Genomic DNA, 24,565 nt, shown 5'->3' with positions numbered 1-24,565 from the left:
GAGTCAGATAGCGATTGGTCGACGACAGGATGAAAGATGGAGCTAGTGTGGGGCACCAAGGACTTCGTGATAGCCGGACAACCGTACGAAGGGTTTCCGATTCTGCTCTGGGACTCGATGGAGAGCTGCAGTCACGCCAATCAATTCTTCCGCCATTACCTTCTTCGCGGGCAAATCGGTTCGAAGCAATCCTGGCCAAGTACGGGACGAGCGCTGTACGACTTCTTCAGCTTCCTGCAAGTCCATGATCTCGATTGGCGAGACGTGGATCGTGGTGAGGCCAAGGGCCTTGTAGCTGCCTACCGGGACTACTGTCTGGTGACGTGCGAACTGGCCAGCAATACTACCCGCCAGCGGCTGACCTACATCTGCGAGTTCTACGAGTTTGCCTTGGAAAAGGGTTGGGTTAAGCGCCTGCCGTTCGGTCATGAGGAGCGGATCGTCAAACGCGCAACAAGCTTCCTTGAACACGTTGATACCAGTTGTGGCAAGGCCTTGATGAACGATGTGATGCCGCGTCGTCAGAAGCCCCTGCCCAAGTTTCTGAGCATGTCCCAAACCAAATCACTTCTGTCCGTAGTGGATAATCCACATCACAAGATCATGATTCAGTTGGCCCTCCGCACAGGCCTGCGTCGCAACGAGCTGGCTACATTTCCTTTGGAGTGCGTTTTTAACCCGGACAAGGCCGGACATACAGAACGTAATCTGCGCATTCGATTAGACCCATTCGACGGCAGTGGGATGCAGACGAAGGGCAGAAAAGCACGATACATCTGGATCAGTCGCAAATTTATGGCTGAACTCTACCGCTATGTGTCGAAGGTGCGCGGTGAGCGGGTATCTCCAGGTGAGCTTCACAAGGCCCTCCTCCTCAACCACCTCGGAGAGCCTTACGGCAGCGACGGCAAAAGCCTGAATCGGATCATCGTCGAGGCGGGGAAACGTGCTGCCATTGAAGTACACACCCACATGCTTCGACACACTTATGCGACCCACACCCTGGTCAGTCTTCAGCGCAAACCACAGCAAGGCCTTGATCCTTTAATTTTCCTTCAGCGGCAGCTTGGCCACAGCTCAATCCAAACCACCATGATCTACCTGCATCTGGTTAACGAGATAGCCGACGATGCTGTGCTGGCGTACGACGACGAACTGAACGAAGTGGCGGGAAAAGTCTGATGGGGAAGCGCAAGGTATTCATCAGGACTGACATCAGCGTTCCGCAAGTCGAGCACGACATCAATGCCGAAGGCAATGTAATCATTTTGCCCGAGGCTATCCCTTCAGGGAACACAGTGATCTCATTCGAGCGCAACTCATCCAGCCGCCGAACATTCGATTTTGCTCGATGGTACGGTTCAGGTATCGACGCCATTACCTACGCATGTCAGCGACAAATTGAGCGTTTCGTAGCAGGACAAGAGGGCACTCTTTCGGTCGCTACCGTAGCGGGTTATTGCAACAGTGGATTAGTACAATTTCTTGATTTTTGCATGCTCCGAGCAACGGCTCTAGAACGTGAGTTGACGCTGAATGATCTGAACCGGAGCCTTGTTGAGAGCTATCTAAGCCATCTCAGTGGACAGGAATTAACGACCACTGCGCAGAAAAATTATTATGCTCATGCCAAAGCAGTGCTTCATGCCCTGGGCAGACGGGGCATTTTTTCATTAGTGGTATCTGGCAGTGACGCTACGTTCCCACGTAATCCATTTCCGAACATCAATCGCAAGGTCAAAGGGGAGTCGGCGCTATCTAAGCGTGAGCGACAAGAGTTCGCAGCGGCGTTGAGACAAGCTATCAAGCCAATATTGACCAACGACACGCCGCCAACCGGTGAGCTATTAAGCTATGCCCTGTTGGTCGTAGCGCTGCATACCGGGCGTAACGCCACTCCATTGCTGGAAATGGGCCGGAACTGCTTACGTCCTCACCCCAAAGATGACGCTGTATTCTTAGTGCTATGGAAGCGCCGTGGCTACAACACCAACAAAGTGGCTATTCGAGCTGAGTCGAAGACTGAGCGAGTGGTGGAAGCGATGCCCAGCGTCAGATTCAACGTGGAGCGCCTAATCCGTCGCGTCATGGCTTTGACTGAGCCCCTAGATACAGAAGCTCCGGACGACCTCAAGGGCCGGGTGTGGCTGTACCGCAGCCGGGCTTCAAATACAGTGGGCCAGGTCACGTCACTAACTAAAGGCACGTTGAATAACGGTGCCGCCCGTATTGTAGCGGACTATGGGTTAAAAGACAGCGACGGAAACCCAACACGTATCAACATCGCCCGCCTGCGTAAGACTTTTGCAAACCGCATCTTTGAAATAACTGATGGAGATCTCGCAACCACCGCCGCAGCTCTAGGCAATACGCCACGAGTAACCGACCAAAACTATCTTGCCCCAAGCGAAAATTCCCGTCGAAACTGGAGATTCATGGGGGAATTGTTGGTGGAGGAGCTTCTGACTGCGACTATCGGTGCGACCTACAAGGAAAACCCCTTGGGTCGTTGTGCAGACCCTGCGTATGGCGAGTTCGCCCCGAAACGCGAAGGCGCAACCTGCATGAACTTCATGAACTGCGTGCGCTGTAAACACTACGCAGTTACCGCCGAAGACCTCTACAAGCTGTTCAGCTTTTACTTCCGAGTGTTGAGTGAGCGCTCCCGCATAGGCAAACGTAGATGGGCACGTGAATTTTCTCACATCCATCGTCTCATCGACGACTACATCATCGCTGAGGGGCTTCGCCGTGGCACCTTTAAGCATGCAGCTGTGGAGGCAGCGAAGAAGCGCGCTCGTATCCGACCACACCCGTTCTGGTCGGTTGATCTTATTGGCAGCTTGGAGGTCTTCTCATGATTGACGACTTATCAGAAGAAATACCTTTCGCGGACATCTCCGCCCAACCTGGAGATGTCCGCGGGCTGTCCGATTCAGAGCGCGACAGGCTGATCATCCGCGCCAATCGAATTGGTGGACATTGGGTGATTATCAGCAAATATAGTGATGACGTTTGGTATCTCAGTGGTTTTCCTAATAACGTTGCGGCATGCAATAGGTTGATCGCTTTCGATACAGTGCCACCGGCGTTTCGTCAAATAGTGAAGGCAGTATTTTATCGTTATCTAATACGAGGTCGAGACGGAAGTAATCCGCCTAGGGGCGCGACAATTACCGGTTTATTCACTGGCTTGTCACCCTTCCTACGGCACCTAGACGCGCTGAAAATTAGCCAGCTCGGTAGCGTGACACCTATGATCGCCGCCACGTATGTCACCGCCTGCAAGGCTCATGTACAACCTCACACCGGTAAGCCGTTATCAGCAGGCGGCCTGCACGCTCGATACAAGGCTGTTGAGGCGCTGTATGAGTTGAGCCAATACACTGATGACAAGTTCCCACAACATCCTTGGCCCGAAACTTCTTCAAATGCCATGGCGGGAAAGCTCGGCGTGCCCGGCGAAGGGCGGACACCACTCATTCCCGATGATGTGTTCTGCACCCTGTTCGAAGCAGCTCATCAGCAGGTAGAAAAAGGAAAGCTACTGCTAGACATGCGCGACGACTTAGATGGGGTTGCATCGAAATATGGCGGTCACTCTAGATTCGACGTAATCCGATTTAAAAATCTACATTTGAAGTCAATGGGCTGGGAGGGCGGCCTCAGGAAATTCAATAGGTCGCTGCTAGACCTACGCACAGCCTGCTACATCGTTCTGGCAAGCACCTCAGGCTGTCGTAATCATGAACTGGCTAACCTGCAATCGGGCGCACATCGGCGCACCAAGGACGATGACGGGACGATTTACCACTGGATGCGATCTAAGTCAGAAAAGACTGATGAAGGACCTCATGACTGGCTGATCCCAGAGGTTGCAGTTCGCGCCATCCGGGTCATGGAGCGCTGGACTATGCACTACCAAGCGATGATTTCCGACGAAATGATTAAGCGACGTCTGGTGAACCCGCAAGATCCACAGATCAATGAAGCCCACGCGCATCGTAACTCCCTGTTTCTGGGTACTGATTTCAAGGTAGTTACTAAAGCTCGTACACTCTCTAACACGTCTTGGGAGGGCGCTTTAAAAGCATTCGCCAAAGACTGCGGATTGAAATGGAATCTCACCAGTCACCAATTCAGGCGCAAATTTGCTAACTATGCCGCACACAGCCGTTTTGGCGATCTGCGCTACCTCAAGAAACATTATGCTCACTGGTCGCTTGACATGACCTTGAGATACGCCATGGACGAAAGCTGGGGACAGCATCTGGATCTTGATCTGTACGCGGAAATTCAGGATGAGCTGGAAGACATCAAGGTTGGCGTCGTCGACGGATGGGTGGGTGATGCCCCCTTAGCTGGGGGTTACGGGCGCGCCGTAAAAGGTTGGCAACGAGAGCCGGAAAATCTGCTGATTTTCAAGGATCGTGCCTCCATGCTGAAGTCCATCTCTGAGAGCACGTCTATTCGCAGCAACGGCCACGCCTGGTGCACAGCAGACAACGACGGTTGTGTCGGCAACACCATTGAGCGAACCCGGTGCGGTGGTGGGTGCCACCACTCGGTGATCGGGATTACCCATGCGCCGATCTACCAGCAACTCTACGATGACCTGAAAGGGTTGCTGCTCTGCAAGGATATCGGTAAAGGAGGTCGGCAACGCATTGAGCGCGATCTGAAGCGTTGTCGCGAAGTGTTGGTGCATCTGGGCATGTCCACGGAAGATCTGACAGCATGAAAGACAAAGACAAACCAACGAACTACAAACCCGCCGAGGATCGAGAAAAGGATCTCAAGCTGGCCATCTACCGCATCCAGAAGGGGCGTACCCACACCAAGGAAACAAAGGTGAGCATCGCCGCGGTTGCCCGCGAGGCAGGCGTTTCGACGGCGCTAATCCATAACCATTATCCGGCTGTTGCGGAAGCCATACGTAAGATCCAAGGACGGTCCAGCCGCGCCATGCGGGACGTCAAACATCAAGACCTGATCGCCGAACGCCAAAAGTCAGCGGGCTATCGGCAGGAGATTGAGGAGCTGCGCGCCAAACTCGCCAGCATCGCATCCATCAACGAAGTCCTGCTGAACGATAATAATACGCTCAAGGCTAAGCTGAGGGACCGAAACGTGGTTCAACTGACCTTACCCAACTCGCGTAAGTAGGTCCTACATCTGCAGCTACGATCCCAAAATCCACGAAAATCAGGTGATTTATTTATGGAAGACAAACCGAATTGAACAATTAAAGATACTCAACAACGGGTGCCGTGCAGTCGGTAGACAGGTGTCCTCTGCACTTCTCGGGGCCCGGCTATACAAGTCCGTTTTGACACCAATGGAGATTTCGTCGCTTCATCAGTCAGTTCACTTTCGTTCAACTACCTGAGCCTTACGTGATAGTAGTTACTCTGCCTGTTCCCGAATCGCTCACCACCAACATGCTAAACATGTTCGCAGCATCGGGTCGTTTGATCAGTACGCCTGCACGCCCTGACCGGAGGGCCTACCTCCATCCATGTTGGAACATGGAGTGTCATGCCGCCGTTTTCATCTCGTCGTCATGACGCCTCCTTAGTGACACACATAGCCAGGCCTTGCGCCCGATGACAAACGGCTTTATCGCTCTTTCAGCCGCGTTGTTGTCTATGGGTTAAAAAAACCGCTTCGACATAGCGCTCCAAACGACTCCAGTTGTTTGCCAAGTAATGCACGGCCTTGCCTAACGCACTTTGCTATCCGATCCACGAACCACACCTACCGTCAGAGTACCGCCTCGTTTACCGTGGCATCTCTGGTGAGCAGTTCCACGGCAGCAGAGCCTCGTAGTCGGCGACCGACTGCACATGTGGCAATCGTTCCAGTACGTGGCGTAGCCACGTATAGGGCTACTGCCCGTTGATCTTGGCGGTCTCGACTAAACTGTAGATCTGGGCACTGGCGGTGGCACCTTTGGACGCGTCGCTGAATAGTCAGGCCTTGCGCCCGATAACAAACGGCTTTATCCCTCTTTCGGCGGCATTATTGTCGATCGGTAAAAAACCGGCCTCCGTATAACGCTCCAGCCGGCTCCAGTTGCTCGCCAGTAATTGACCGCCTTGCCCAGTACGCTTTGCGGCGTCACTTGTGACTGGGTTTTATCCAGCCAGCTTTTCAACTGCGCCAGGATTGGCAGGCTCTTTTCCTGACGGCCTATAAATCATTTACTGGCAACGGCGAAACTCAATGGGCTGGAACCGTCGGCCTGGCTGCGCGATACGCTGGAAAAACTCCCGACGTGGCCTAACAGCCGGATTGATGAGTTGCTGCCGCTGGGGTGAGAGGTGGTTTGCAAGGTGGCTGGGCTGGACGCTTACGCAATCGGCACCACAGCATCAGGCTTCAATTTCGGGCTTGGAATGTGGGGATCACGGATCCCTTACGAACCAGCGGCTATCTGATACTGATCAAGAAGAGCGACGCGACGGCGACTTCAGGGGTGGGGGGGTTAGCGCGGAGCTCAACCGGATGCCCCTGGCAGTACGCAAGAGCATGACCTACGATCAGGGGCGAGAGATGGCGCGGCACGCCGAGATCACCCAGCAGACCGGGGTGGCGATCAACTTCTGCGACCCGCATAACCCGTGGCAGCGCGGTAGCAACGAGAATATCAACGGCTTGGTCCGCCAGTACCTGCCCGAGGTACGGACTTGACGACACATAGCCAGGAAGAGCTGGACGCAATCGCCTTGCAGTTGAACATGCGGCCGCGCAAACGGTTCGACTTCAAATGCCCGATCGAGGTCATGGGTGAAGTGATGCAAGAAGCCATAGCCAGGTAGCTACTGACCCGACTTCAATTCATTAACCGTGTCGCACTCAGCTCCAGCATCCGCCCCCCTGTCCTAGCGAATGAATTTTCTGTAATGTAATGCGACATTTCCGTATTTGAATGTGTTTTTAGTTGGTCTCCGGCGACTGATTTTTTATCTAGTGAATAACGTCCTATAGTTCAGGCCCTTCCTGCCTACAAGTACAGGGTTACTAGAAAATCGACTCTGGTATTATAACGCCTAACACCTGAATCCCGTAAGTAACTGCGCGTACGACAGGCAGAGAATCAGCGACCGGTAGTATCTAGCCTCTCACGTAGATGATGAGCCATAGCGTTCCAGGAAGAAAACGGACTCGAGGGCTAAAGAGAAACAAACTCTGCTAAACAGGCGGGTGCGCATCCTTCACCAATAAGTCGGGAGGCTCGTCGCAACCGCTATATAAATGTTTACGAGGCAGTTTCGGCGCTCTACGAAAGTGATATGCGCCGCGCCAGGTCCTCGAAGTTTTGCAAACCGGTTACTTATTGAGACATCGTCTTGCGTCATGGCTCAATTACAGAGTGAGCCGAGGGCAGATAGCTCTTTGACTCAAGCAAGGAAAGAATACATCAGGAGGCCAGTCATCGGTGGATTTCGGTTCATTGCCGCCGAAAAGCAGGATGGCGGTAAGCCTAATATGATTTGGAGGCTCCAATAGTGCGTAAAGATCAATAATGAAAGATTCAGCAGGTTCAATTTTTTTCCAAACGGTGACTTCAGGAAACTGATAGTCGCTACTGTACACTGCGTCGGAGCGCAGATAAATTTACGCCCTCAAACTTTGTACTGGATGTACATTGTATGAAGTCGATGCAAGGGAGGGGAATTATGTGCTGGTGCTACAGCAAGAAACTTATGGAGGAGCTAGTTGCAGCGGCTACAATTAGTGCAAAGGTATAGATCTATCTTTAACTTTTTAAAGCTATTATCCTAGCAATGGTGACGTTTGATAATTAAGGATCATGCAGTGATTGAAGAGATTGTTTCGGCGCTTGCTGGATCTATAGTATTTGTTATAAATCAGGACTACTATTCTTCCAAAAAAGCTATCGCTGCTTTCGGCTCGTCCTTTCTGATGGGAGTTGCCTCGGGTGAGGCTATTACCGTATTCATGTCTTCTTACTTTGGTGACGGGAAAAATATTTCTATAGAAACAAGTGCGTTTCTTACTAGTGCATTTATAGTTCCTGTAAGCCGTATACTATACAGAAGGCTTAAGTTTTAGTTAGGGAATATTATACATCGTCGAAGGAACCGCTGACGTCACAGAATAAATTGCAATGTTCGAATCGAGAGAGAGAGCCACCGGTAGAACCCGCCACTCACACCAAAAGGATTCAAGCTCGGATAATTGCCTCTACGTTCAGCTGACTCAGGGTCAAGTGCTTAGCCAATTAACCTCCGAACTCGGCGTCAGGGCATTTGGGCAATAAATTGGCAGATCAATGGGCATGTAGTGTATACGTTGACGGGACAACCACAAAGGAACGCAAAACTATGAGCGCATCGCGCACAGGAGCAATGTGTGGATCTGTATTTACACTATATTTTTTAAGCCAGCGCGACACGGTTAAAAAGCAGTTACACAGTTTTGGGGATCTTGGTCTATCAGAAATACAGCTCTGCGGCGCACTTACACCTTGCGTGGTTCGTTTTATTGGCCTTTGCAGTTTATCGGTCCAGATTTTATAGATTGCGTGTTGATGCGCTGCTTGTGCAACAACTATTTTACGGAGAGAGCGAAAGTTGAAAATCAGTGAACAGGGCGTCAATTTAATTAAGCGATACGAGGGCTTTAGAGCCAAAGCTTATCAGTGTTCTGCCGGCGTCTGGACTATTGGCTATGGAAGTACTTCTGATGTATATCCTGAGCTTTCTATTACCGAGCAACAAGCTGGTGAGCGTCTTCGCAACGATATTAAACACGCTGAACTAGTGATTAATCTCCGGGTGGTTGTTCCGCTTAATCAGTGTCAGTTTGATTCGCTTGTTTCATTTGTATTTAATATCGGAAAAACGGGTTTTGAAAAATCCGAAATGTTAGCCTACCTTAATGCTGGTGATTACCTTGATGCAGCTAATCAATTTCTAAGGTGGAACAAAGTTGGCGGCAACGTTGTTTATGGACTTGTTAAGCGTCGAGAGGAAGAAAAGAGAATGTTTGAAAAAGGAACTGGTTTATGACGTTATTGCGTATGTTTCCGCATTTTATCATACTAATAATGTTGGCAGGGCTCGGGGGGGCGGCCCATTGCTATTACGGGCAGGCTTCATCTTGGCGCAAGAAAGCTCATGTAGCGGAGAACCTTTTTAGACAACAGACTATAAGCTTACAACAAGCTAACCAGCGACAAAAAACACTGGCGGATTTGGATACACAACTAACGGAAAAACTGGTCCATGCTGAAAATGAAAGCACAATTCTGCGCGCTCAACTTGCTTCTGGTGCTCGTCGGATGTACATCCAAGCAAATCACACCCTGCGCAGTGGAAGTAATGTCACCTCCGCCTGCCGCATGGGCGATGCTACCACCGTCGAACTCTCTGGAAAAACTGGACAAGATCTTCTCTCTATCCGAGAAGAAATAATACGTGATAGAAAAAAAATAAAGTATTTGCAAGAGTATATACGTATTGGCTGTATGCGTGAGGCACATTGAGTTATGCGGTATTTATATGCCTGCGTATCGTACCAATGATAAATAAAAAGACAGCAATCCAGGAGCTCTGATTCATGATCACTCCATCTGAAGAAAGCTATATACAGGCTGAGGCAATTCGAAGCTATATTGACAGAAAACTATCTTGTATTGGAAGGCTTGAATATTTATTTATGATCATTAATAAAAAAAATTTTCACGATTGCTTACCGCTTCTTCGTATCCGGAAGAATGGACTGCAGAATACGAAAAGATGGAGCGCCATCTTATAGATCCCATTGTACGCATGGCTTTAAAGCGAGTATCACCTTTCACGTGGGAGGATGACATCGCATTGTTAGCGGAATTACAAGGCAGTAAGATTTTCTCCTGTTCAGGAAGAGGTGAAATTGTAAATGGTGTAACTTTTGTACTTCATGATGGAATGTATAATATAAGCTTATTGTCGATTTTATTTGAGCGAAACTTTCAGGCAGAACTCGAAGGCAAAGTAATGTCTAATAGATGCTGCTTGCAAATGCTACTCATTGATATTGATGAGCAGGTTAAACGAATTACTCAGTCGAAAAACTTGCGCGCCAATTTGCTAGAGGACAAGGGATTTTATTTAACTCCGCGAGAAGAAGAAGTTCTTTATTGGGCTGGCATGGGAAAAACATATGCGGAAATCTCAATAATTGCGAATATAGCTGTCAGGACTGTTAAGTTTCATATGGCGAATGTTGTCGAGAAGCTAGGAGTTGTAAACTCCCGGCAGGCAATTCGCTTAAGTTCCGAGTTGAATCTTGTCGCGCACTATAAAAATAGTTAGCCCAAAGCTCCATCCGATCAATCGCAACCGGTTCTGAATTAATATAATGAATGCATTGTTGACATGACAGATAGCCATGAATAATGAGCTTGCACTTTTCACAAGAAGGAGCGACTGCAGAAACTGAGTGCAACACCCAATCTTCCGGTACGGTGTTGTTCTTATGTCTTATCACAAACTTAGGGCAGGTCTGAAATACCCACCCTCTTTAGGAGACCGCCGTCATGATGCGTCCCGACGCCAAAGCTGAAAAAGTGTATCTGTATTCCAAGCCCGTCGACTTTCTAAAAACCATCTACGGCCTTACCGCTCTAGTTGAGTTTTATATCACAGGCGCGGTGTTTGATCCGGTGCTTTTTTTCTCAACGAGACCTCGGCGGTATCAAGGACCAAGAGCACCCTGATGTAAGGTGTTGCCATGCCAACGAAAGTACTCACATCTCAGCACTGAGGAGCGCGTCGCCATCATGGTGACGCAGCTTCAACAACTCACTCAAAAAATTCAACGGCATCCGTTACCTACCTGAAATTCACATGGAGTAGTTATTTTGAAAAAACCACCAACTTTCCAACGCAACGACAATAAGATTATTATGGGCTTTTGGCACAATTGGGCTCCAGAACCAGGCCAGGGCTATAAAAGGGGGCGCTTTGCGGAAATGGAACTGTCCAGTATCCCTCTTCAATATAATGTTATTGCAGTCGCTTTTATGAAGGTCTTGGATAGCCGCGATCGGATACCTGACTTCAAACCATATCGTGGCACTGCAGCGGAATTTCGTCAGCAGATCGACTTAGTCCACGCTCAAGGACGAAAAGTTTTGATCTCCCTCGGGGGGGCGGACGCACATATTGAGCTAATCTACGGCGACGAAAAAGCATTGGCCAATCGTATCATCGATCTGACCGACCAGTACGATTTCGACGGTTTGGATATTGACCTAGAACAGGAAGCAATTACAGCGGCAAACAACCAACACGTAATTCCTGCCGCATTAAAAACTGTCAAAGACCACTATCGCACACGGGGTAAAAACTTCACGATCAGTATGGCACCGGAATTTCCATATTTGGTGAAAGGCCGTGAATATAACGCATACATTGATGGGCTGGAGGGATATTACGACTTTATCGCCCCACAATTTTATAATCAAGGCGGCGATGGTGTTTACGTAGATGAGATAGGTTGGATCGCACAAAACAACGATCAACAAAAAGAAAACTTTCTTTACTACTTGACCGAAAGCTTAGTAACCGGCACCCGTGGTTTTATAAAAATCCCTCACAACAAGTTCATTATAGGTTTGCCTTCGAATAATGATGCAGCTGCCACGGGCTACGTGATCGATCCGAACAGTGTGTATAACGCGCTGACGCGTCTCAAAACAGCAGGCTTGGATATCCTAGGTTTAATGACTTGGTCAGTAAACTGGGACGCTGGCGTCAGCAGCAACGGCGACGCCTATGCTTGGGAATTTATCAACCGATACGGCTATCTCGCCGGAAATGGCACAGAACCGGAGCCCGATCCAGAGCCGGAGTTCCCTCAATGGGCTACCGATACGCGCTATAGAGATAATGACACCGTGCACTGGGAAGATTCGGTATGGGAATGCCTAACAGTTCACTCCTCAAATATCTACTGGCGTCCAAACCTGGCAACCTCCCTATGGCGAAGAGTTGTTAAACATAAAAAAGGCGGTACACAGATGACTGAACGCAATTTGAATATGATCAGCACCAGCAAGTCAGGCCCCCAACTTCGCCATGGCCATGTCCCTTCTCCAGCCTCCCGTGCTTATTTTGCATGGCTCGACGGCAAAATTGACAACGGCATGTTGAACCAGCGTGAGTGCGGGAAATTTTTCCCTGCTCAAACGAGCGGGTTAACCGACAGCGTTGCTCCAGACGACGTCACTAACTTTCTCCCCCCACCAGACGGTAAAATTGCAAGCGCCAATCAAGGAAATGGCAATTTTCTGGACGACGTTGGCACGCATTGGAAAAAACACAGCGTTACGTCTTCCGAGATGTTAAAATTTACATGGCACTATACCGCACTCCACGCGACCCGCCGCTGGAATTACTTTATCACCCGCCCGAACTGGAACCCGAACCTACCGCTTAGCCGCGCTCAGTTCGAAGATAAACCCTTCTATAAAGTGGAACTGACTGAACAGCCCTATTGGAGTCATGGGGCGGCTCTGACCCCACCGCAACCTACCGAACATAACGTCATGCTGCCACAGCGTTCTGGGTACCATGTGTTGCTCGCAGTCTGGGAGGTGGCCAACACCGGAAACGCCTTCTACCATGTCATCGACTTAGATTTCTCAGATAATGACTCAGACAATGACAACCCGGATGAAATCACGCCAGTTGCTCCGGACGGGCTACGCGCTGGCAAGGTTAGTACCAATAGCATCACGCTAACATGGAGCGCGTCTGCCCCCCCTACTTCCCTCTACCGCTTGTACCGAGACGATACTTTAATCGGCCAATGTTCAGAGCTAACACTTACTGACAGCAATCTGAGTGAAAACACTACTTATCGCTATGCTGTAAGCTCCGTTAACGCAGAGGGTAAAGAGTCTGCACCAAGCCAGACGATAACAGCCAAGACTAACGCGATGATAGTCCCAGGCTCCCCCCCCCTTGCCCCGTCAGGCCTGCATGATATGGGTGTCACTGCCGATACCGTTAATTTAATGTGGCGCGCGCCCATCGGTGGTACCGAAATTTCTGGTTATGTTATCTACCGAGACGGTAATGAAATTGCTCGCACCGGCATTGCTCAAATGACCTATGCCGATACCGGCCTTACATCCAAAACCGCCTATCGCTATTTTGTAGCCGCATTTGATGCTAAAGGGCAACTGTCAGTTCCATCCAATGTCCACTCAGCGACCACGCTGGAGAAAGAGGACAGCGGGGACAACGAAAATACCCCTTACCCGAAGTGGGCCCAGGGCAGCTACTACACAACGGGCGTCAAAGTCAGCCATAACGATAAAAAGTGGATTTGCCTACAAGCTCATACCGCCCATGTAAAAGAGTGGGCGCCAGGTGTGGCTGAAAGCCTATGGCGCATTACCAACTGATGGTTGCGCAGCGTCGACCAGATACCAAATAGAGAAGTTGCCGCAGTGCTCCTGCTAAATTTTTCGGCTGAACACCCGACGGGATGCTCCATCCCCGCTTGGACGTAAGCGGCTGGCGAAGTCATCTACCAATCCAGCAGGGGTCGCGGTAGGGATGGCAGTTACCTGCCACCCCCGCACAGATCCGTACGTGCGGAACTACCGCATACGGCTCCTGCCTCGGTATGTGACGCGAAGCGATCCTCAGGGTACGGACGTGCATTTCTGGGCTAGGTATGTAGAGGTCGGCAAGACGTCCGTAGCGTGACCACTGAAGCCGGTTACGCTGGCTTCGACGTTTGAGGGGTTGCCGCCATAGACGACATACCGCCGAACGAAAACCACCCAGACGTATTAGGTTTCCTGGCACCGCGTGGTAATTGAAGTAACTACTCACCACCCGAGTGAGCCATTGCTCTTAAACGGCGAAGTCAGCGGCACCGTCTGAACTGGGAACGCATGGCTACGTTGGCCCGGCTATTCATACCCTATCCAAGAGAGCTACCAATGCATCCGCATCCCATAACCCGCTTCGGCGTCAAAACCCAAGGCAGGAGCCGTATGCGGTAATTCCGCACGTACGGATCTGTGCGGGGGGTGGCAGGTGACTGCCATTCCTACCGCGACCGGTAAAAGAACTCCGATCAACTAAAAGACCGGAACGATGGTCAGACGAGACATGCAACTGGCCCCCTATCGGGACGGAGTATTTAAACCCTGAAAGGGTACTGAACGTGACCGAAAAGGCCGCGTAGTTGGACGGCGGATGCGACAACTACCTCGCAAGCGCCGCTATCATTTGCTAGGCTCAGTGGTACCACCTTTCAAGGAACTGTGGATCGTGCAACACCGCCAATCCTCGCAAACGTGAAGGGGGCGAGTAACTCGGAGTGGGAGCATTCCTCGATTCACTCAATCCATAAAGAGCGCTCACGGTCCCCATCCCAGCAAGACCCGGGGACGCGTCGGAAATCTTGGAAATAGGTCTGCTCAGGCCAGAGGAATAAAAAGAGCTGGCCGCAAAAGCAGATTTATATGTTAAGGCGGATTTAGATGCAGTAAATGAAGCAATAGAGTTTAAGGTTTTTTCTGTTTTCTGTTGAGATATATGAGCAGTTTTGAGAGACTCTTCTCGAATCATGTTGTTCTGATTGTTTGATATCTCTTGGTCCCTAAGAAGCTCTTTCGACTTCCCATGCCGAACTGCTGCTCGGTGCTTAATCTCCCGGTGATTCTGAGACAATGTTTCTTTATAGTTCTTTGAGCGCTGATATAGATAATCATTTTCCGCAAAGTGTGGTTGCAACCTCTCAAACATATAATCAAATGGATTAACACTAACCTTTTTTGATTCTTCTCCCGAACTAAATTCCTCACGATATTTTAGCACGGGGTTCTCGATTAAAGCGTTACAATTGTGGGCTGATATAGCCTCCTCTTGGAGTTTTAGTAAGTTTTCTCCAAAATTTTGAAGATACTTTCTGTGTGAGGAAGGCCGTACATAGGCCTGCGAGCCGTTAATTCCAAATGTTTTAGTTAATCGCATGAAATTTTCACGATCACTTTGGCCAAGGTTTTTCAAGAAGCCTCTTTGACTTAACACGCGAATAGCATTAATTGAGGATTCAAGGCTTCCCGCTGTGCCTTTTACAACCTTGTCAAGGTATTTATTTATTTCGCCGACAAGCGTTTCGGGTCTTCCAAAAATGTCAAAGCGATTCATATTACTTCGGAGCGTATCCGTAATCAGACTATTGTCCAACCCATTCGACAACATGACCACCGTAGAGAGAGCATTACCACCCCAGGCAGCATCCAGATTCTTGGCAGCGTCAATCATAAACTTGCTCATGGATTTAAATAGCGAGCCCCTTAGTTCGGGTGAAAAAGTTCTATCTTTAGTGAAACGGCATACGTCGACACAACAATTGGTAAGTAGCACATCATAATGAGTTAGTGCTAGAGCCTTATATTTAGAATAAGGGTTGTCATTTAATCTTACGATACTGGAAATTTCACTCAGGATATTTTGTATGTTTTTTTCAATATTTTGAGGCAGAAACTTATCCGCAACACTATGCGATGCTCTTACTACTGAGCTTGTTTGCACCGCCAGATGAGAATTGAGGTTTTCACCCTCCATATTAGGTGAACACATACTCGCCTCGGCTTTCACTGTAGACGATTTTATTTTATTTTCAGCATAGATACGTGCTAAACCTAAGAGATTCGATCCGGATAAGGTGACATATGGTAAAAGGCATCCCGCTGGCAGGCCGTGGGCTCTCTCATACTCTGGGCGCTTTAATCCATTAGGCTGCTTATTAAATACTATGGCGTGTTTACATAACTCATCGTCAGATTGAGAGCTGACCTTCGCCGCATTACCTGTCATTGAGATAGCCCCATCACTTGTGCTTATAAGAATACTCCCTTCTTTAGCGGGATTTAATGCGCCATACTCTGTAATACCCCTACAAGCCACATTAAGAGATTCATGTCTTACTTCTTCATTTATCGCATTCATAACTTGCTGCGATAAGTTCTCAGCCCTTTCTGCAATATTCGTTTCTTTGTAGATTTTTTTTGACGTCAATTTTTCAGTTAAGTTGCCTTTTCTATATGTATCGCTGCTGACTTCCAAATCGCCATCTAAACCAGAGTAAAACTGTCTAAGGGGTATGTTGTGCTCGCTACGGATTTTATTTTCGGTCAGCGGCAGATCTTCATACCCCATAATTCCTACCACCTCATATTCATCAATTTGTTTGTAGTGTCCTGCTCGTGACATTCCGGCAATGGATTCGTGTGTTAACTTCGACTCTCCATACAGGTTGCGGTAAGCATGCAATAACTCATGCGCTAACCCCACGAATGGAGGTCTGTCACCATCAGGAGTACTAACTTGCACAGGATTCCACTTTATCGACGATACTGAGCCTTTATTTAATAAAGAGGCATTTTCTTCGGAAGCAGCACGAGTTACATTTGTTCCAAGATATCGGCGCCTTTCAAAAAATAGCCATGAGGTTTTCGTCGAATCGGCTGGCTGAATGCATATTTTATAACCAAACTTAGCCTCAGCCCCGCGTTCGCCTCCACTTGCAGTAATTGATTCAAGCAATCGCTTTCCGATGGGACGGCTTGCGATCACTTCCAAGGCTCGGTTTACTGCATGGACGAACGTTAGAGAGTCGTCATCTTTTGTACGTATCAGAATGCCATTCCAACTCGTGGCTGTGTCTATACGACCCATATTCGCTTTTTCTCCAGCTACCCCAGCCCGACTGCATAATGCAGATAATCCTCTGGGGACGTGTGACGCCAACAAATTTGGCCGTTGCTCCTCAAGCTGGGCTTCTGTTACGACACTTCGGCGCTCCTTTGGCTGCATTGCAGATTTGCGTAAAAACATCGTTATCCCCTCGAAGTAAAAATAGTGTTAACGAAACATCCAGCGTATCCGATCCATGACCCACACCTACCGCCAGACTACCGCCTCGTTTACCGTGGCATTTCCGGTGAGCAGTTCCATGGTAACAATGCTTCGTAGTCTTCTACCGTCGACGCATGCGGTATCCGCTCCAGCACGTGGCGCCGCAGCCACGTATAGGGCACTTGGCCGTTGATCTTCGCGGTCTCGATCAAACTATAGATCTGCGCACTGGCGCTCGCACCTTTGGGCGTGTCGCTTAAGAGCCAGGCCTTGCGCCCGATGACAAACGGCTTTATCGCTCTTTCATCAGCCGAGTTCAGTGGGTGCGAATCCCACCCGGCTACTGTCGCTCCGGCCGGAAGCACTTTGGAGCAGTTCAGGAGGCAACGAATGGGCTGAAGTATCTGAAGAAAAGGCTTCTTTAGGAAGTCAGTGACTGTGCAGGCCGTAGCGCGCAGCGAACACCGAGCAGGCCCCGAAAAGGCTTTGCGGTAGCCGACCTGCCATAATAACGGGGAAGGTTGATAGTGCTGAGGGATCGAGCGTCAGGCGAACTTGGCACTGCCGCCGGGGTAGTGGTGATGGCATGTACAGAAGAGAACTCATACGAAACAGGGGAAGCCTGTCAGGGTGAAGTGGCCGTTAGACACGGCCATACAAACAGAGCGCCCGTGAGGGATGGCTCTGGCTCGGACAGGTGGCGGATGGGCTCGTAGTACCGTTGAGGCCGGGTAATGCCGGAGTAGGAAAGTAGCCCAGGTCCAAGAGAGGAGTACAAAGTGGTAAGAACGATGGGATTGGCGCCAAGCCTACTAACCCAAGTGTGAAATCTTGTTCGGAAACTACAGCGTGCCCTGTATGTGAAAGCTAAGACAGAGCCAGACTTTCGCTTCTACAGCCTGTGGGACAAAGTGTATCGAATTGATGTACTGGTCATCGCCTACCAGCGTTGCCGCGCAAACCGAGGCAGCCACGGTGTGGATGGCCAGCGATTCGATGACATTGAAAGCATGGGGCCTATGGAGTGGCTGGCTCAGCTACATGAGGAGCTGAAGTCGGGTGGATATCGACCTCAGCCCCTGCGGCGGGTATGGATTCCCAGAAAGAACGGAAAGCTTCGTTCCTTGGGGATCCTTGTATTCGAGACCGCGTTGTTCAAATGGCTGTCAATCTCACACTCCAAGCGATTGTCGAAGCGGATATGCAACCATCGCAGTATGCTTTCAGACCTCGTCGAGATGCTAAGGAAGCGGTGAGACAGGTGCACCATTACACCGCAAGGATTGGGTTGAGAGATGTCGTCGATACGGATCTTCGTGACTATTTCAATACCATTCCGCACGGGCCTTTGATGAAATGTCTGGCCCGGCGTATCTCGGATGGCAGGTATTGCGGCTGATCAAGCAGTGGCTTGAAGTAACCGTTATCGAACGCATTGACGGAAAGCCTCGACGTACCAACGAAGCCAAGCACACGCACCGTGGCAGCGCCCAAGGATCGGTGATTTCGCCGCTGCTAGCCAATGTGTATTTCAGGCGCTTCATTCTGGCTTGGGAAAAGTTTGGCTACGCCAGACGTCTGCATGCAAGGATTGTGAATTACGCGGACGACATGGTGATCTGCTGCCGCCCCGGCAGTGGAGAGCAGGCAATGGTGCTGATGAGTGGTTTGATGGCGCGGCTGGGGCTGACGGTCAACGAAGAGAAAACGGCGCTGGTGAAACTCCCAGAACAGACATTCGACTTTCTGGGGTACAACCTAGGCAGGCAATACGATCGTCATGGGAAAACCTATATCGGCACTCAACCTTCGAAAGGAGCGATGAAATCAATTATTGGGAAAATCCATGACGAAACAGCGATCAGCATGACGTGGGATACGGTAGAGCACCGGATAGTTGAACTCAACTCGATACTTCGAGGCTGGGCTGGCTACTTCGATCAAGGGCCTGTGCTCAAGCACTATCGCATCCTGCAACGTTACACTGAGCGCCGTATCCGACGCTGGTTGGTCAAGAAGCATAAGCGACGAGGCCGCTCTGTGTACCGTCTATACCCGGATGCATTTCTATATGGAAAGCTAGGCTTGCATCAGTCGCCCGTGCGAATGGCCGATGTGTCGAGTGCGAAGGCATATCGATCTCGGACGAAAGCCGGATGCGTTAGTAGCGCACGTCCGGTTTGACGAGCGGGGTGTGGAAACGGAGCGCAAGCCACCGCGCCACATCCCCGACTCTATCAATGGGTAAATCACCGCTGCCGGCATAGCGTGACAACGCCACCCAGCGCTTGAGCGCTATAGTCCATTGCCCTGGCCAGGCCGCTGCCGTTCGCCACACCTGGGCGGGTTGATAGCAGCCATTGATGCAGTGCCTGCAACTTGACCGCTGCTTCGCCGGTGCGCAGTTGTTGGCGTGCTTCACAGGTCAGTGTTCGGCCCCGTGATTCGATTTCGTACAGTTCAGCGATCCGCTGCAAAGCCTCTGCCGCTACCGCACTTTGATTCGCCGCATGTAATTCAAAAAACTTGCGACGTGCATGTGCCATACAGCCCACTTCGGTAACGCCCTGAGTAAACAACGCCTTGTAACCCGCGTAATCGTCAACCACCAAGTGGCCTTTCCAGTCATCCAGAAAAGCTCGTGCATGCGCGCCACTGCGCCCGGCCTGGTAATCAAATACCGTGATGCCCGTCCCAGGATCCAGGTCGTTGCTTCGATAGACCCACAAATAGGCTCGTTGGTTTGCCCTTGCCAGGGTCAAGTTGCTGTACCGGTGTTTCGTCGGCATGCAGGATCAGGCGTTGGCGCAACAGTTCGGCCAATCGATCAGCCAGCGGTTGCAAGGCAAATCCATATCGGCCCACCAGTCGGCCAAGGTTGAGCGTGCCAGGGTCACACCGGCGCGGTTGGCAATCTGTTCAAGACGATACAGCGGAAGATGATCGAGATATTTACTGATCAACACCCAGGTAATCAGTCCGGCAGCCGCCATGCCGCCGTCGATGATGGTCGGCGCAACGTCTGCTGAAGCAATACGTTCACAGGGTCGGCAGGCGTACTTGCTGCGGACATGATGATGTACAAAGAACTTTGCAGGCTCGACATCCAATTGCTCGGTGATATCTTCGCCTACTTTGATCCATTCACTGCCGCACTCGGGGCAATGACATGCCTTGGGATCGTGGCGATGTTCGATACGGGGCAGATGTTCTGGCAGCGGCTGACGACCGGCACGAGAGCGCCGTGCTCGCTGTTCAAGTACGAGCGCGTCAACCTCAATCTCAATGGCAGCGCAGTCGGCACCGGCCGTTTCTTGAAAAGGTCACGCTGTTCGGGTGACAACGCCTCGTTTCTGACCCCGAACCGGATGCGCTTGTAGTGCGCCAATTCAAGGGTCAATGCCTGGATTTTTAAGGCGTCGTATTGAGCCTGGGCACGTAACTTATCGACATCCTCCCCCTGTGAAAGCGCGGCCATGATCTGCTCCCGCAGTGCGGGATCAAGGTTGAGGGCGGCGATTTCGTCGGCGATAGGCATCCGTGGATTTTACTGAAAAGTAAGCAGTATCGTTATCTGAAGGATATTGAAGGGTATTTTTCTACACTGTCCAGTGATTCATCGGGCGAGCTTCCAGGCGCTGCCAGTCAACGCCGGTGATCAGCCACTGCCATTGAGCCTGAGTCAGTGTGAAGACTGTTTCGCCGGGGGCAGGCCACACAAAAGCGCCTTCATGCAAACGACGCTGGCTGAGCCAGACGCCGATGCCATCTCACTGTAGAAGTTTGAGGCGGTTACCTCGGCGATTTCGAAAAGCATAGGCGGTGCCGTTGCACGGCGAAGTGCCCAGCACATGCTGAACACGCGCCGAAAGACCGTCGATGCCAAGTCGCATGTCCATGGGCTCAAGAATCAACCAGACCTGTGTCGGCAACAGCATCAGCGCATCTCCCGAAGCAAATGGGCCAGCCACGCCGGCTCCACTGTGCGGGACAATACCAGTTCCCAGCCGCCGGGATGGCGCAGCGACAGTTCGTTTGCTTGCACAGGCTCGTGCACGGCAATGGGAACCATCGTTAGGGGCTCGTTTTCCAGCTCGCGGCTTCGAAACCAATAGCCAAAGGACTTAGCGTTGAGCTGGTGCTGCTGGCAGTAGGCGACTTGCGTGAGCGCGCCGCGGCGCCATGCCTGAACGTGCTCAGCCCAGAATGTACGCCGGGCGGTGAGTGTGGCAGGTGGTTTCATATATGCTCCCTCGTGGAAGGGCGTAGCGTGACGAGCTCTGAGAGGAAGTTACAGGTGGCTGGGCTGGACGCTTACTACATACCTAGACCCAGAAATGCACATCCTTACCCTGAGGATCGCTTCGCGTCACATACCCGAGACAGGTGCCGTATGCGGTAGTTCCGCACGTACGGATCTGTGCGGGGGGGCAGGTAACCTGTAGATGTCACGACCCCCACGAGGAGGCAGATATTGGAAGCACCGACAAGCCCATACCCCCCACTTTTTGATGACGCCTAGATGCACCTGGGAGGCAGGCCGGTATAGCGAGCGCTGCATAAGCGTTATAATGGGAGATAAACTCACGAGACGTGACCACCCGCTGCTGATCCCACTTCAGCAAGCCGTGATTGAAATGTTGGTAGGTTAGCGGTTGGTCCATTACTGCCTTTTTTCGATTAAGCCAATATGACGCTCGTGCTGACTGATCGATAGGATGTCCGTTCGTCGGCCCAGGAAAAAGGCAGCAAAACAGTTAGATTAGGTAACCGTTTGATTTGTGGATAATAAAGTTGATTTAACAGTTAGCGGAGCTCCGGAAGAAATGAGCGACTCTCCAATGGCCACCCCCCTGACCGCCGACAACCTTCTACGCGCCAGCCAGCAGGCCCAGGCCCTGCGTGTGGAATTGCGCAAGGCCGTGATAGGCCAGGACCCGGTGATTGACGACGTGCTCACCGCCTTGATAGCAGGTGGTCATGTGCTGCTCGAAGGCGTGCCAGGCCTGGGCAAGACCTTGCTGGTGCGTGCCCTGGCCCGTTGCTTTGGCGGTGATTTCGCACGTATCCAGTTCACCCCGGACCTGATGCCCAGCGATGTCACCGGCCATGCGGTGTACGACCTGCAGACCGAACAGTTCAAGCTGCGCAAGGGGCCATTGTTCACCCACCTGTTGCTGGCCGACGAAATCAATCGCGCCCCGGCCAAGACCCAGGCGGCACTGCTCGAAGCCATGCAGGAGCGCCAGGTTACCCTGGAGGGCGAGGCGCTGCCCATCGGCCAGCCCTTCATGGTGCTGGCGACCCAGAACCCCATCGAGCAGGAAGGTACCTACCCGTTGCCTGAGGCCGAGCTGGACCGGTTCATGCTCAAGGTGCGCATGGACTACCCCGACGCCCGGCAGGAACTGGAGATGGTCCGCGAAGTGACCCGCTCGTCCAGGGCCGACATGCTGGATGTACAGCCGCTTCGCACGGTGCTGCAAGCCGAGGACGTGGTGCTGATGCAGGAAATTGCCAGCGCCCTGCCCCTGGATGAACAGGTACTCGACTACGCGGTGCGGCTGGCGCGGGCCACGCGCAGTTGGCCGGGACTGACTATCGGTGCCGGCCCCAGGGCCTCCATTGCACTGGTACGCGGCGCCCGCGCCCGGGCGCTATTGCGCGGTGGCGAGTTCGTGACGCCAGATGACATCAAGGGTTGTGCGCTGGCGGTGCTGCGTCACCGGGTGCGCATTGCGCCGGAACTGGACATCGACGGCCTGGAGGTTGACCAGGTACTCCAGCAGCTACTTGACCAGATTGCTGCACCAAGGCACTGACGCAGCCATGAAACCGACCCGTCTGTTGCTGATCTGGCTGGGTGTGCTGTTGGGCCTGAACACCCTGTTGGGCGCTTCGATGGCGCTGCAGGTCAAGCTACCTCAAACCTTGCACTCCATCGCCTGGGGCCTGCTTCTGGCCCTGCTGCTCCTGGCGACACTGGATGCGGCACGCTTGCGCCGCCGTCCCTCGGCGCGTGTAAACAGGAAACTGCCCGGCAGCCTGGCGCTGGGGCGCTGGGAAGAGGTGCGCCTGTGCCTGGAGCATGACTACCCTCAACCACTGACTGTAGGGGTGTTCGACCACGTGCCCGACGGCTTGAGTGTGGATAACCTGCCCCAATCCATCCAATTGCACCCCGGCGCACGCGCTGAGCTGGGCTATCGCGTTCGCCCCGTGCGCCGCGGGCATTTCGCCTTCAGTCACTGCGAACTGCTGCTGCCCAGCCCATTGGGGTTGTGGTCGGCGCGCAGATTCGTCGAAACCCATGATGCCACCCGGGTTTACCCGGACTTCGCCCGTTTATACGGCGCGCAGTTGCTGGGGGTGGATAACTGGCTGAGCCAACTGGGGGTGCGCCAACATCAGCGGCGAGGGTTGGGCCTGGAGTTTCATCAACTGCGCGAGTTTCGTGAAGGTGACAGCCTGCGCCAGATCGACTGGAAGGCCACCGCTCGCCAACGCACGCCGATTGCCCGTGAATACCAGGATGAACGCGACCAGCAGATCGTGTTCATGCTCGATTGCGGCCAGCGCATGCGCAGCCAGGACGATGAACTGTCCCATTTCGACCACGCCCTCAACGCCTGCCTGCTGCTCAGTTATGTCGCCTTGCGCCAGGGCGATGCCGTAGGGCTGTGCACCTTCGCCAGCGACCAGCCGCGCTACCTCAAGCCGGTCAAGGGCAGTGGCCAGTTGAATAGCTTGCTCAATGCGGTCTACGACCTGGACACCACCCGTAGAACCGCTGACTACCAGGCTGCCGCCAGCCAATTACTGGTGCGTCAAAAGCGCCGGGCACTGGTGATCATCGTCACCAACCTGCGCGATGAGGATGATGAAGCGCTGATGACGGCCGTCAAACGTATTGGCCGACAACATCGGGTACTTGTGGCGAGCCTGCGGGAGGAAGTCCTCGACCAGTTACGCCAAGCCCCCGTGCAGACCTTGCCCGAAGCCCTGGCTTACAGTGGCACGGTTGATTACCTCAACACCCGCAATCAACTCCATGATCGTTTAAGCGCCCATGGGCTTGCAGTATTGGATACGCTGCCATCAGACCTGGGCGCCACGTTGGTGACGCGTTACCTGGGGTGGAAAAAAGCCGGTACGTTCTAATATGCCTGCATTCAGACGGGGGCCTGCTGGGGATCAAAGCTGAAGTACTGCACCAGCGCGTTGATCAGTTGCCCATACGCTTCGGGTGGCTGATGCACCGTGAACCCGGAGTCGTAATGCTGCGGGTTGACATCTTCATGGCTCCACAAGCAGGTCGCCGTCAGATCAATCGTCTGGAATTCGCCTTGCGCCACCGGAATTTTCAAACACAGCTGAAAATCCACATCGACCATCATGGGTAATTGGCTGATCAGCATCAGCCCATTTTCAGACACATTGCCCAAGAACCCAATCGGCTTGTCGGTAACACGATTGAACACCTGCAAAAAATAAGGCAGTTGATGCCGTTCGATCCGTCGCTCGGTAAACATGATGAAGTCGCCATCCAATAGCCAAGAGTCTGGCCGTGCCAGTGATTCGGAACGAGCAGTCGCTCGCTCTCCCTGGAGATCGGTGTGACAACCGGTAGCGTTTGTCACAAGACAGCTGCCGAATCCAGGCCC

At 52.0% G+C, this 24,565-nt stretch carries 18 protein-coding genes and 8 pseudogenes; 17 read left to right on the top strand and 9 right to left on the bottom strand.

The window, feature by feature from the left end; genetic code table 11:
* Nucleotides 1-36: 36 nt before the first annotated feature.
* From KVH01_RS14860 to KVH01_RS14845, 4 genes are read left to right on the top strand one after another with little or no spacing between them, the layout of a single operon-like run.
* Nucleotides 37-1,182, top strand: a complete 1,146-nt coding sequence (locus KVH01_RS14860; RefSeq protein ID WP_046069340.1) for a tyrosine-type recombinase/integrase — start codon at nucleotides 37-39, stop codon at nucleotides 1,180-1,182.
* Nucleotides 1,182-2,861, top strand: coding sequence for a hypothetical protein (locus tag KVH01_RS14855; protein WP_217881909.1), 1,680 nt, complete (start codon nucleotides 1,182-1,184; stop codon nucleotides 2,859-2,861). The genes KVH01_RS14860 and KVH01_RS14855 overlap by 1 nt, the downstream gene beginning before the upstream one ends.
* A complete protein-coding gene (locus KVH01_RS14850) occupies nucleotides 2,858-4,741 on the top strand; it encodes a site-specific integrase (RefSeq protein ID WP_217881908.1) in 1,884 nt (627 codons plus the stop codon). Before KVH01_RS14855 ends, KVH01_RS14850 begins: the two co-directional genes overlap by 4 nt.
* Entirely contained in the window at nucleotides 4,738-5,166 is a 429-nt protein-coding gene (locus tag KVH01_RS14845; protein ID WP_046069343.1) for a hypothetical protein, read from the top strand. Before KVH01_RS14850 ends, KVH01_RS14845 begins: the two co-directional genes overlap by 4 nt.
* A 421-nt stretch (nucleotides 5,167-5,587) precedes the next feature.
* Here KVH01_RS14845 and KVH01_RS14840 read toward each other — a convergent pair.
* From KVH01_RS14840 to KVH01_RS30615, 3 genes and pseudogenes are all read right to left on the bottom strand, one after another.
* Nucleotides 5,588-5,735 (bottom strand): annotated as a pseudogene (locus KVH01_RS14840) (IS66 family transposase); the annotation flags it as partial.
* Between the two features lie 45 nt (nucleotides 5,736-5,780).
* Nucleotides 5,781-5,855: a hypothetical protein gene (locus KVH01_RS30620; protein WP_404822069.1), complete on the bottom strand. Its 75-nt coding sequence runs from the start codon at nucleotides 5,853-5,855 to the stop codon at nucleotides 5,781-5,783.
* Between the two features lie 117 nt (nucleotides 5,856-5,972).
* Nucleotides 5,973-6,196: pseudogene (locus tag KVH01_RS30615) on the bottom strand (IS66 family transposase).
* Between KVH01_RS30615 and KVH01_RS14830 the strand changes: the two are divergent.
* From KVH01_RS14830 to KVH01_RS14790, 9 genes and pseudogenes are all read left to right on the top strand, one after another.
* Nucleotides 6,195-6,320, top strand: a pseudogene (locus tag KVH01_RS14830) (transposase domain-containing protein); the annotation flags it as partial. The pseudogenes KVH01_RS30615 and KVH01_RS14830 sit on opposite strands and share 2 nt — an antisense overlap.
* Nucleotides 6,321-6,328: 8 nt before the next feature.
* Nucleotides 6,329-6,821: pseudogene (locus KVH01_RS14825) on the top strand (IS30 family transposase); the annotation flags it as partial.
* A 1,000-nt stretch (nucleotides 6,822-7,821) separates the two neighbouring features.
* Nucleotides 7,822-8,079 carry a putative holin gene (locus KVH01_RS14820; RefSeq protein WP_158528907.1) on the top strand — a complete coding sequence of 86 codons (258 nt, stop codon included), beginning with the start codon at nucleotides 7,822-7,824 and terminating at the stop codon, nucleotides 8,077-8,079.
* A 521-nt stretch (nucleotides 8,080-8,600) separates the two neighbouring features.
* On the top strand, nucleotides 8,601-9,038 hold the full coding sequence (locus tag KVH01_RS14815) for a lysozyme (RefSeq protein WP_046069348.1): 438 nt from the start codon (nucleotides 8,601-8,603) through the stop codon (nucleotides 9,036-9,038).
* The gene (locus tag KVH01_RS14810; RefSeq protein WP_217881907.1) at nucleotides 9,035-9,514 is read left to right on the top strand and encodes a lysis system i-spanin subunit Rz; all 480 of its coding nucleotides are present in this window, start codon (nucleotides 9,035-9,037) and stop codon (nucleotides 9,512-9,514) included. Before KVH01_RS14815 ends, KVH01_RS14810 begins: the two co-directional genes overlap by 4 nt.
* Before the next feature lie 202 nt (nucleotides 9,515-9,716).
* Nucleotides 9,717-10,325, top strand: coding sequence for a LuxR family transcriptional regulator (locus KVH01_RS14805; protein WP_199525530.1), 609 nt, complete (start codon nucleotides 9,717-9,719; stop codon nucleotides 10,323-10,325).
* A 224-nt stretch (nucleotides 10,326-10,549) separates the two neighbouring features.
* Complete coding sequence (locus KVH01_RS14800) at nucleotides 10,550-10,729, top strand: transposase (RefSeq protein ID WP_046069350.1); 180 nt, start codon at nucleotides 10,550-10,552, stop codon at nucleotides 10,727-10,729.
* Nucleotides 10,730-10,912: 183 nt separating this feature from the next.
* Nucleotides 10,913-11,920: pseudogene (locus KVH01_RS14795) on the top strand (glycosyl hydrolase family 18 protein); the annotation flags it as partial.
* A 114-nt stretch (nucleotides 11,921-12,034) separates the two neighbouring features.
* Nucleotides 12,035-13,426 carry a lytic polysaccharide monooxygenase gene (locus tag KVH01_RS14790; RefSeq protein ID WP_318836575.1) on the top strand — a complete coding sequence of 464 codons (1,392 nt, stop codon included), beginning with the start codon at nucleotides 12,035-12,037 and terminating at the stop codon, nucleotides 13,424-13,426.
* Between the two features lie 847 nt (nucleotides 13,427-14,273).
* On the opposite strand, the gene KVH01_RS14785 is transcribed toward KVH01_RS14790, so the two are convergent.
* Together KVH01_RS14785 and KVH01_RS14780 are read right to left on the bottom strand one after the other, a co-directional pair.
* Nucleotides 14,274-16,880 carry a M91 family zinc metallopeptidase gene (locus KVH01_RS14785; RefSeq protein WP_217881906.1) on the bottom strand — a complete coding sequence of 869 codons (2,607 nt, stop codon included), beginning with the start codon at nucleotides 16,878-16,880 and terminating at the stop codon, nucleotides 14,274-14,276.
* An 89-nt stretch (nucleotides 16,881-16,969) separates the two neighbouring features.
* A pseudogene (locus KVH01_RS14780) lies at nucleotides 16,970-17,218 on the bottom strand (transposase domain-containing protein); the annotation flags it as partial.
* Nucleotides 17,219-17,991: 773 nt separating this feature from the next.
* Here KVH01_RS14780 and KVH01_RS30610 point away from each other — a divergent pair.
* Nucleotides 17,992-18,300, top strand: coding sequence for a reverse transcriptase domain-containing protein (locus KVH01_RS30610; protein WP_404822065.1), 309 nt, complete (start codon nucleotides 17,992-17,994; stop codon nucleotides 18,298-18,300).
* The gene (locus KVH01_RS30310; protein ID WP_217881904.1) at nucleotides 18,291-19,085 is read left to right on the top strand and encodes a group II intron maturase-specific domain-containing protein; all 795 of its coding nucleotides are present in this window, start codon (nucleotides 18,291-18,293) and stop codon (nucleotides 19,083-19,085) included. Before KVH01_RS30610 ends, KVH01_RS30310 begins: the two co-directional genes overlap by 10 nt.
* Before the next feature lie 65 nt (nucleotides 19,086-19,150).
* Here the strand turns inward: KVH01_RS30310 and tnpC are convergent.
* The 3 genes and pseudogenes from tnpC to tnpA all read right to left on the bottom strand — a co-directional run bounded on the left by tnpC (nucleotide 19,151) and on the right by tnpA (nucleotide 21,144).
* A pseudogene (gene tnpC, locus KVH01_RS30605) lies at nucleotides 19,151-20,182 on the bottom strand (IS66 family transposase).
* A 318-nt stretch (nucleotides 20,183-20,500) separates the two neighbouring features.
* A pseudogene (gene tnpB / locus KVH01_RS30600) lies at nucleotides 20,501-20,839 on the bottom strand (IS66 family insertion sequence element accessory protein TnpB).
* A complete protein-coding gene (gene tnpA / locus KVH01_RS14740; protein ID WP_217881900.1) occupies nucleotides 20,839-21,144 on the bottom strand; it encodes an IS66 family insertion sequence element accessory protein TnpA in 306 nt (101 codons plus the stop codon). Before tnpA ends, tnpB begins: the two are co-directional and overlap by 1 nt.
* 583 nt (nucleotides 21,145-21,727) lie before the next feature.
* Between tnpA and KVH01_RS14735 the strand changes: the two genes are divergently transcribed.
* A complete protein-coding gene (locus KVH01_RS14735) occupies nucleotides 21,728-22,723 on the top strand; it encodes an AAA family ATPase (RefSeq protein ID WP_217881899.1) in 996 nt (331 codons plus the stop codon).
* 7 nt (nucleotides 22,724-22,730) lie between these two features.
* Entirely contained in the window at nucleotides 22,731-24,062 is a 1,332-nt protein-coding gene (locus KVH01_RS14730; protein WP_043050038.1) for a DUF58 domain-containing protein, read from the top strand.
* An 11-nt stretch (nucleotides 24,063-24,073) separates the two neighbouring features.
* On the opposite strand, the gene KVH01_RS14725 is transcribed toward KVH01_RS14730, so the two are convergent.
* The gene (locus KVH01_RS14725; protein ID WP_057013749.1) at nucleotides 24,074-24,433 is read right to left on the bottom strand and encodes a PilZ domain-containing protein; all 360 of its coding nucleotides are present in this window, start codon (nucleotides 24,431-24,433) and stop codon (nucleotides 24,074-24,076) included.
* Nucleotides 24,434-24,565 lie beyond the last annotated feature (132 nt).

Source organism: Pseudomonas khavaziana (genome assembly GCF_019145205.1).
Classification (GTDB): domain Bacteria; phylum Pseudomonadota; class Gammaproteobacteria; order Pseudomonadales; family Pseudomonadaceae; genus Aquipseudomonas; species Aquipseudomonas khavaziana.
Note: the sequence above shows the minus strand (reverse complement) of the source record. Positions and strands in the feature narration are given on the sequence as shown.

Bases quoted from the DNA above. Each gene is read 5' to 3' on its own strand.
- KVH01_RS14860 (WP_046069340.1), top strand. From the start codon at position 37: ATGGAGCTAGTGTGGGGCACCAAGGACTTCGTGATAGCCGGACAACCG.
- KVH01_RS14855 (WP_217881909.1), top strand. From the start codon at position 1,182: ATGGGGAAGCGCAAGGTATTCATCAGGACTGACATCAGCGTTCCGCAA.
- KVH01_RS14850 (WP_217881908.1), top strand. From the start codon at position 2,858: ATGATTGACGACTTATCAGAAGAAATACCTTTCGCGGACATCTCCGCC.
- KVH01_RS14845 (WP_046069343.1), top strand. From the start codon at position 4,738: ATGAAAGACAAAGACAAACCAACGAACTACAAACCCGCCGAGGATCGA.
- KVH01_RS14810 (WP_217881907.1), top strand. From the start codon at position 9,035: ATGACGTTATTGCGTATGTTTCCGCATTTTATCATACTAATAATGTTG.
- KVH01_RS14800 (WP_046069350.1), top strand. From the start codon at position 10,550: ATGATGCGTCCCGACGCCAAAGCTGAAAAAGTGTATCTGTATTCCAAG.
- KVH01_RS14790 (WP_318836575.1), top strand. From the start codon at position 12,035: ATGACTGAACGCAATTTGAATATGATCAGCACCAGCAAGTCAGGCCCC.
- KVH01_RS14785 (WP_217881906.1), bottom strand. From the start codon at position 16,880: ATGTTTTTACGCAAATCTGCAATGCAGCCAAAGGAGCGCCGAAGTGTC.
- KVH01_RS30610 (WP_404822065.1), top strand. From the start codon at position 17,992: ATGGATTCCCAGAAAGAACGGAAAGCTTCGTTCCTTGGGGATCCTTGT.
- tnpA (WP_217881900.1), bottom strand. From the start codon at position 21,144: ATGAAACCACCTGCCACACTCACCGCCCGGCGTACATTCTGGGCTGAG.
- KVH01_RS14735 (WP_217881899.1), top strand. From the start codon at position 21,728: ATGAGCGACTCTCCAATGGCCACCCCCCTGACCGCCGACAACCTTCTA.
- KVH01_RS14730 (WP_043050038.1), top strand. From the start codon at position 22,731: ATGAAACCGACCCGTCTGTTGCTGATCTGGCTGGGTGTGCTGTTGGGC.
- KVH01_RS14725 (WP_057013749.1), bottom strand. From the start codon at position 24,433: ATGTTTACCGAGCGACGGATCGAACGGCATCAACTGCCTTATTTTTTG.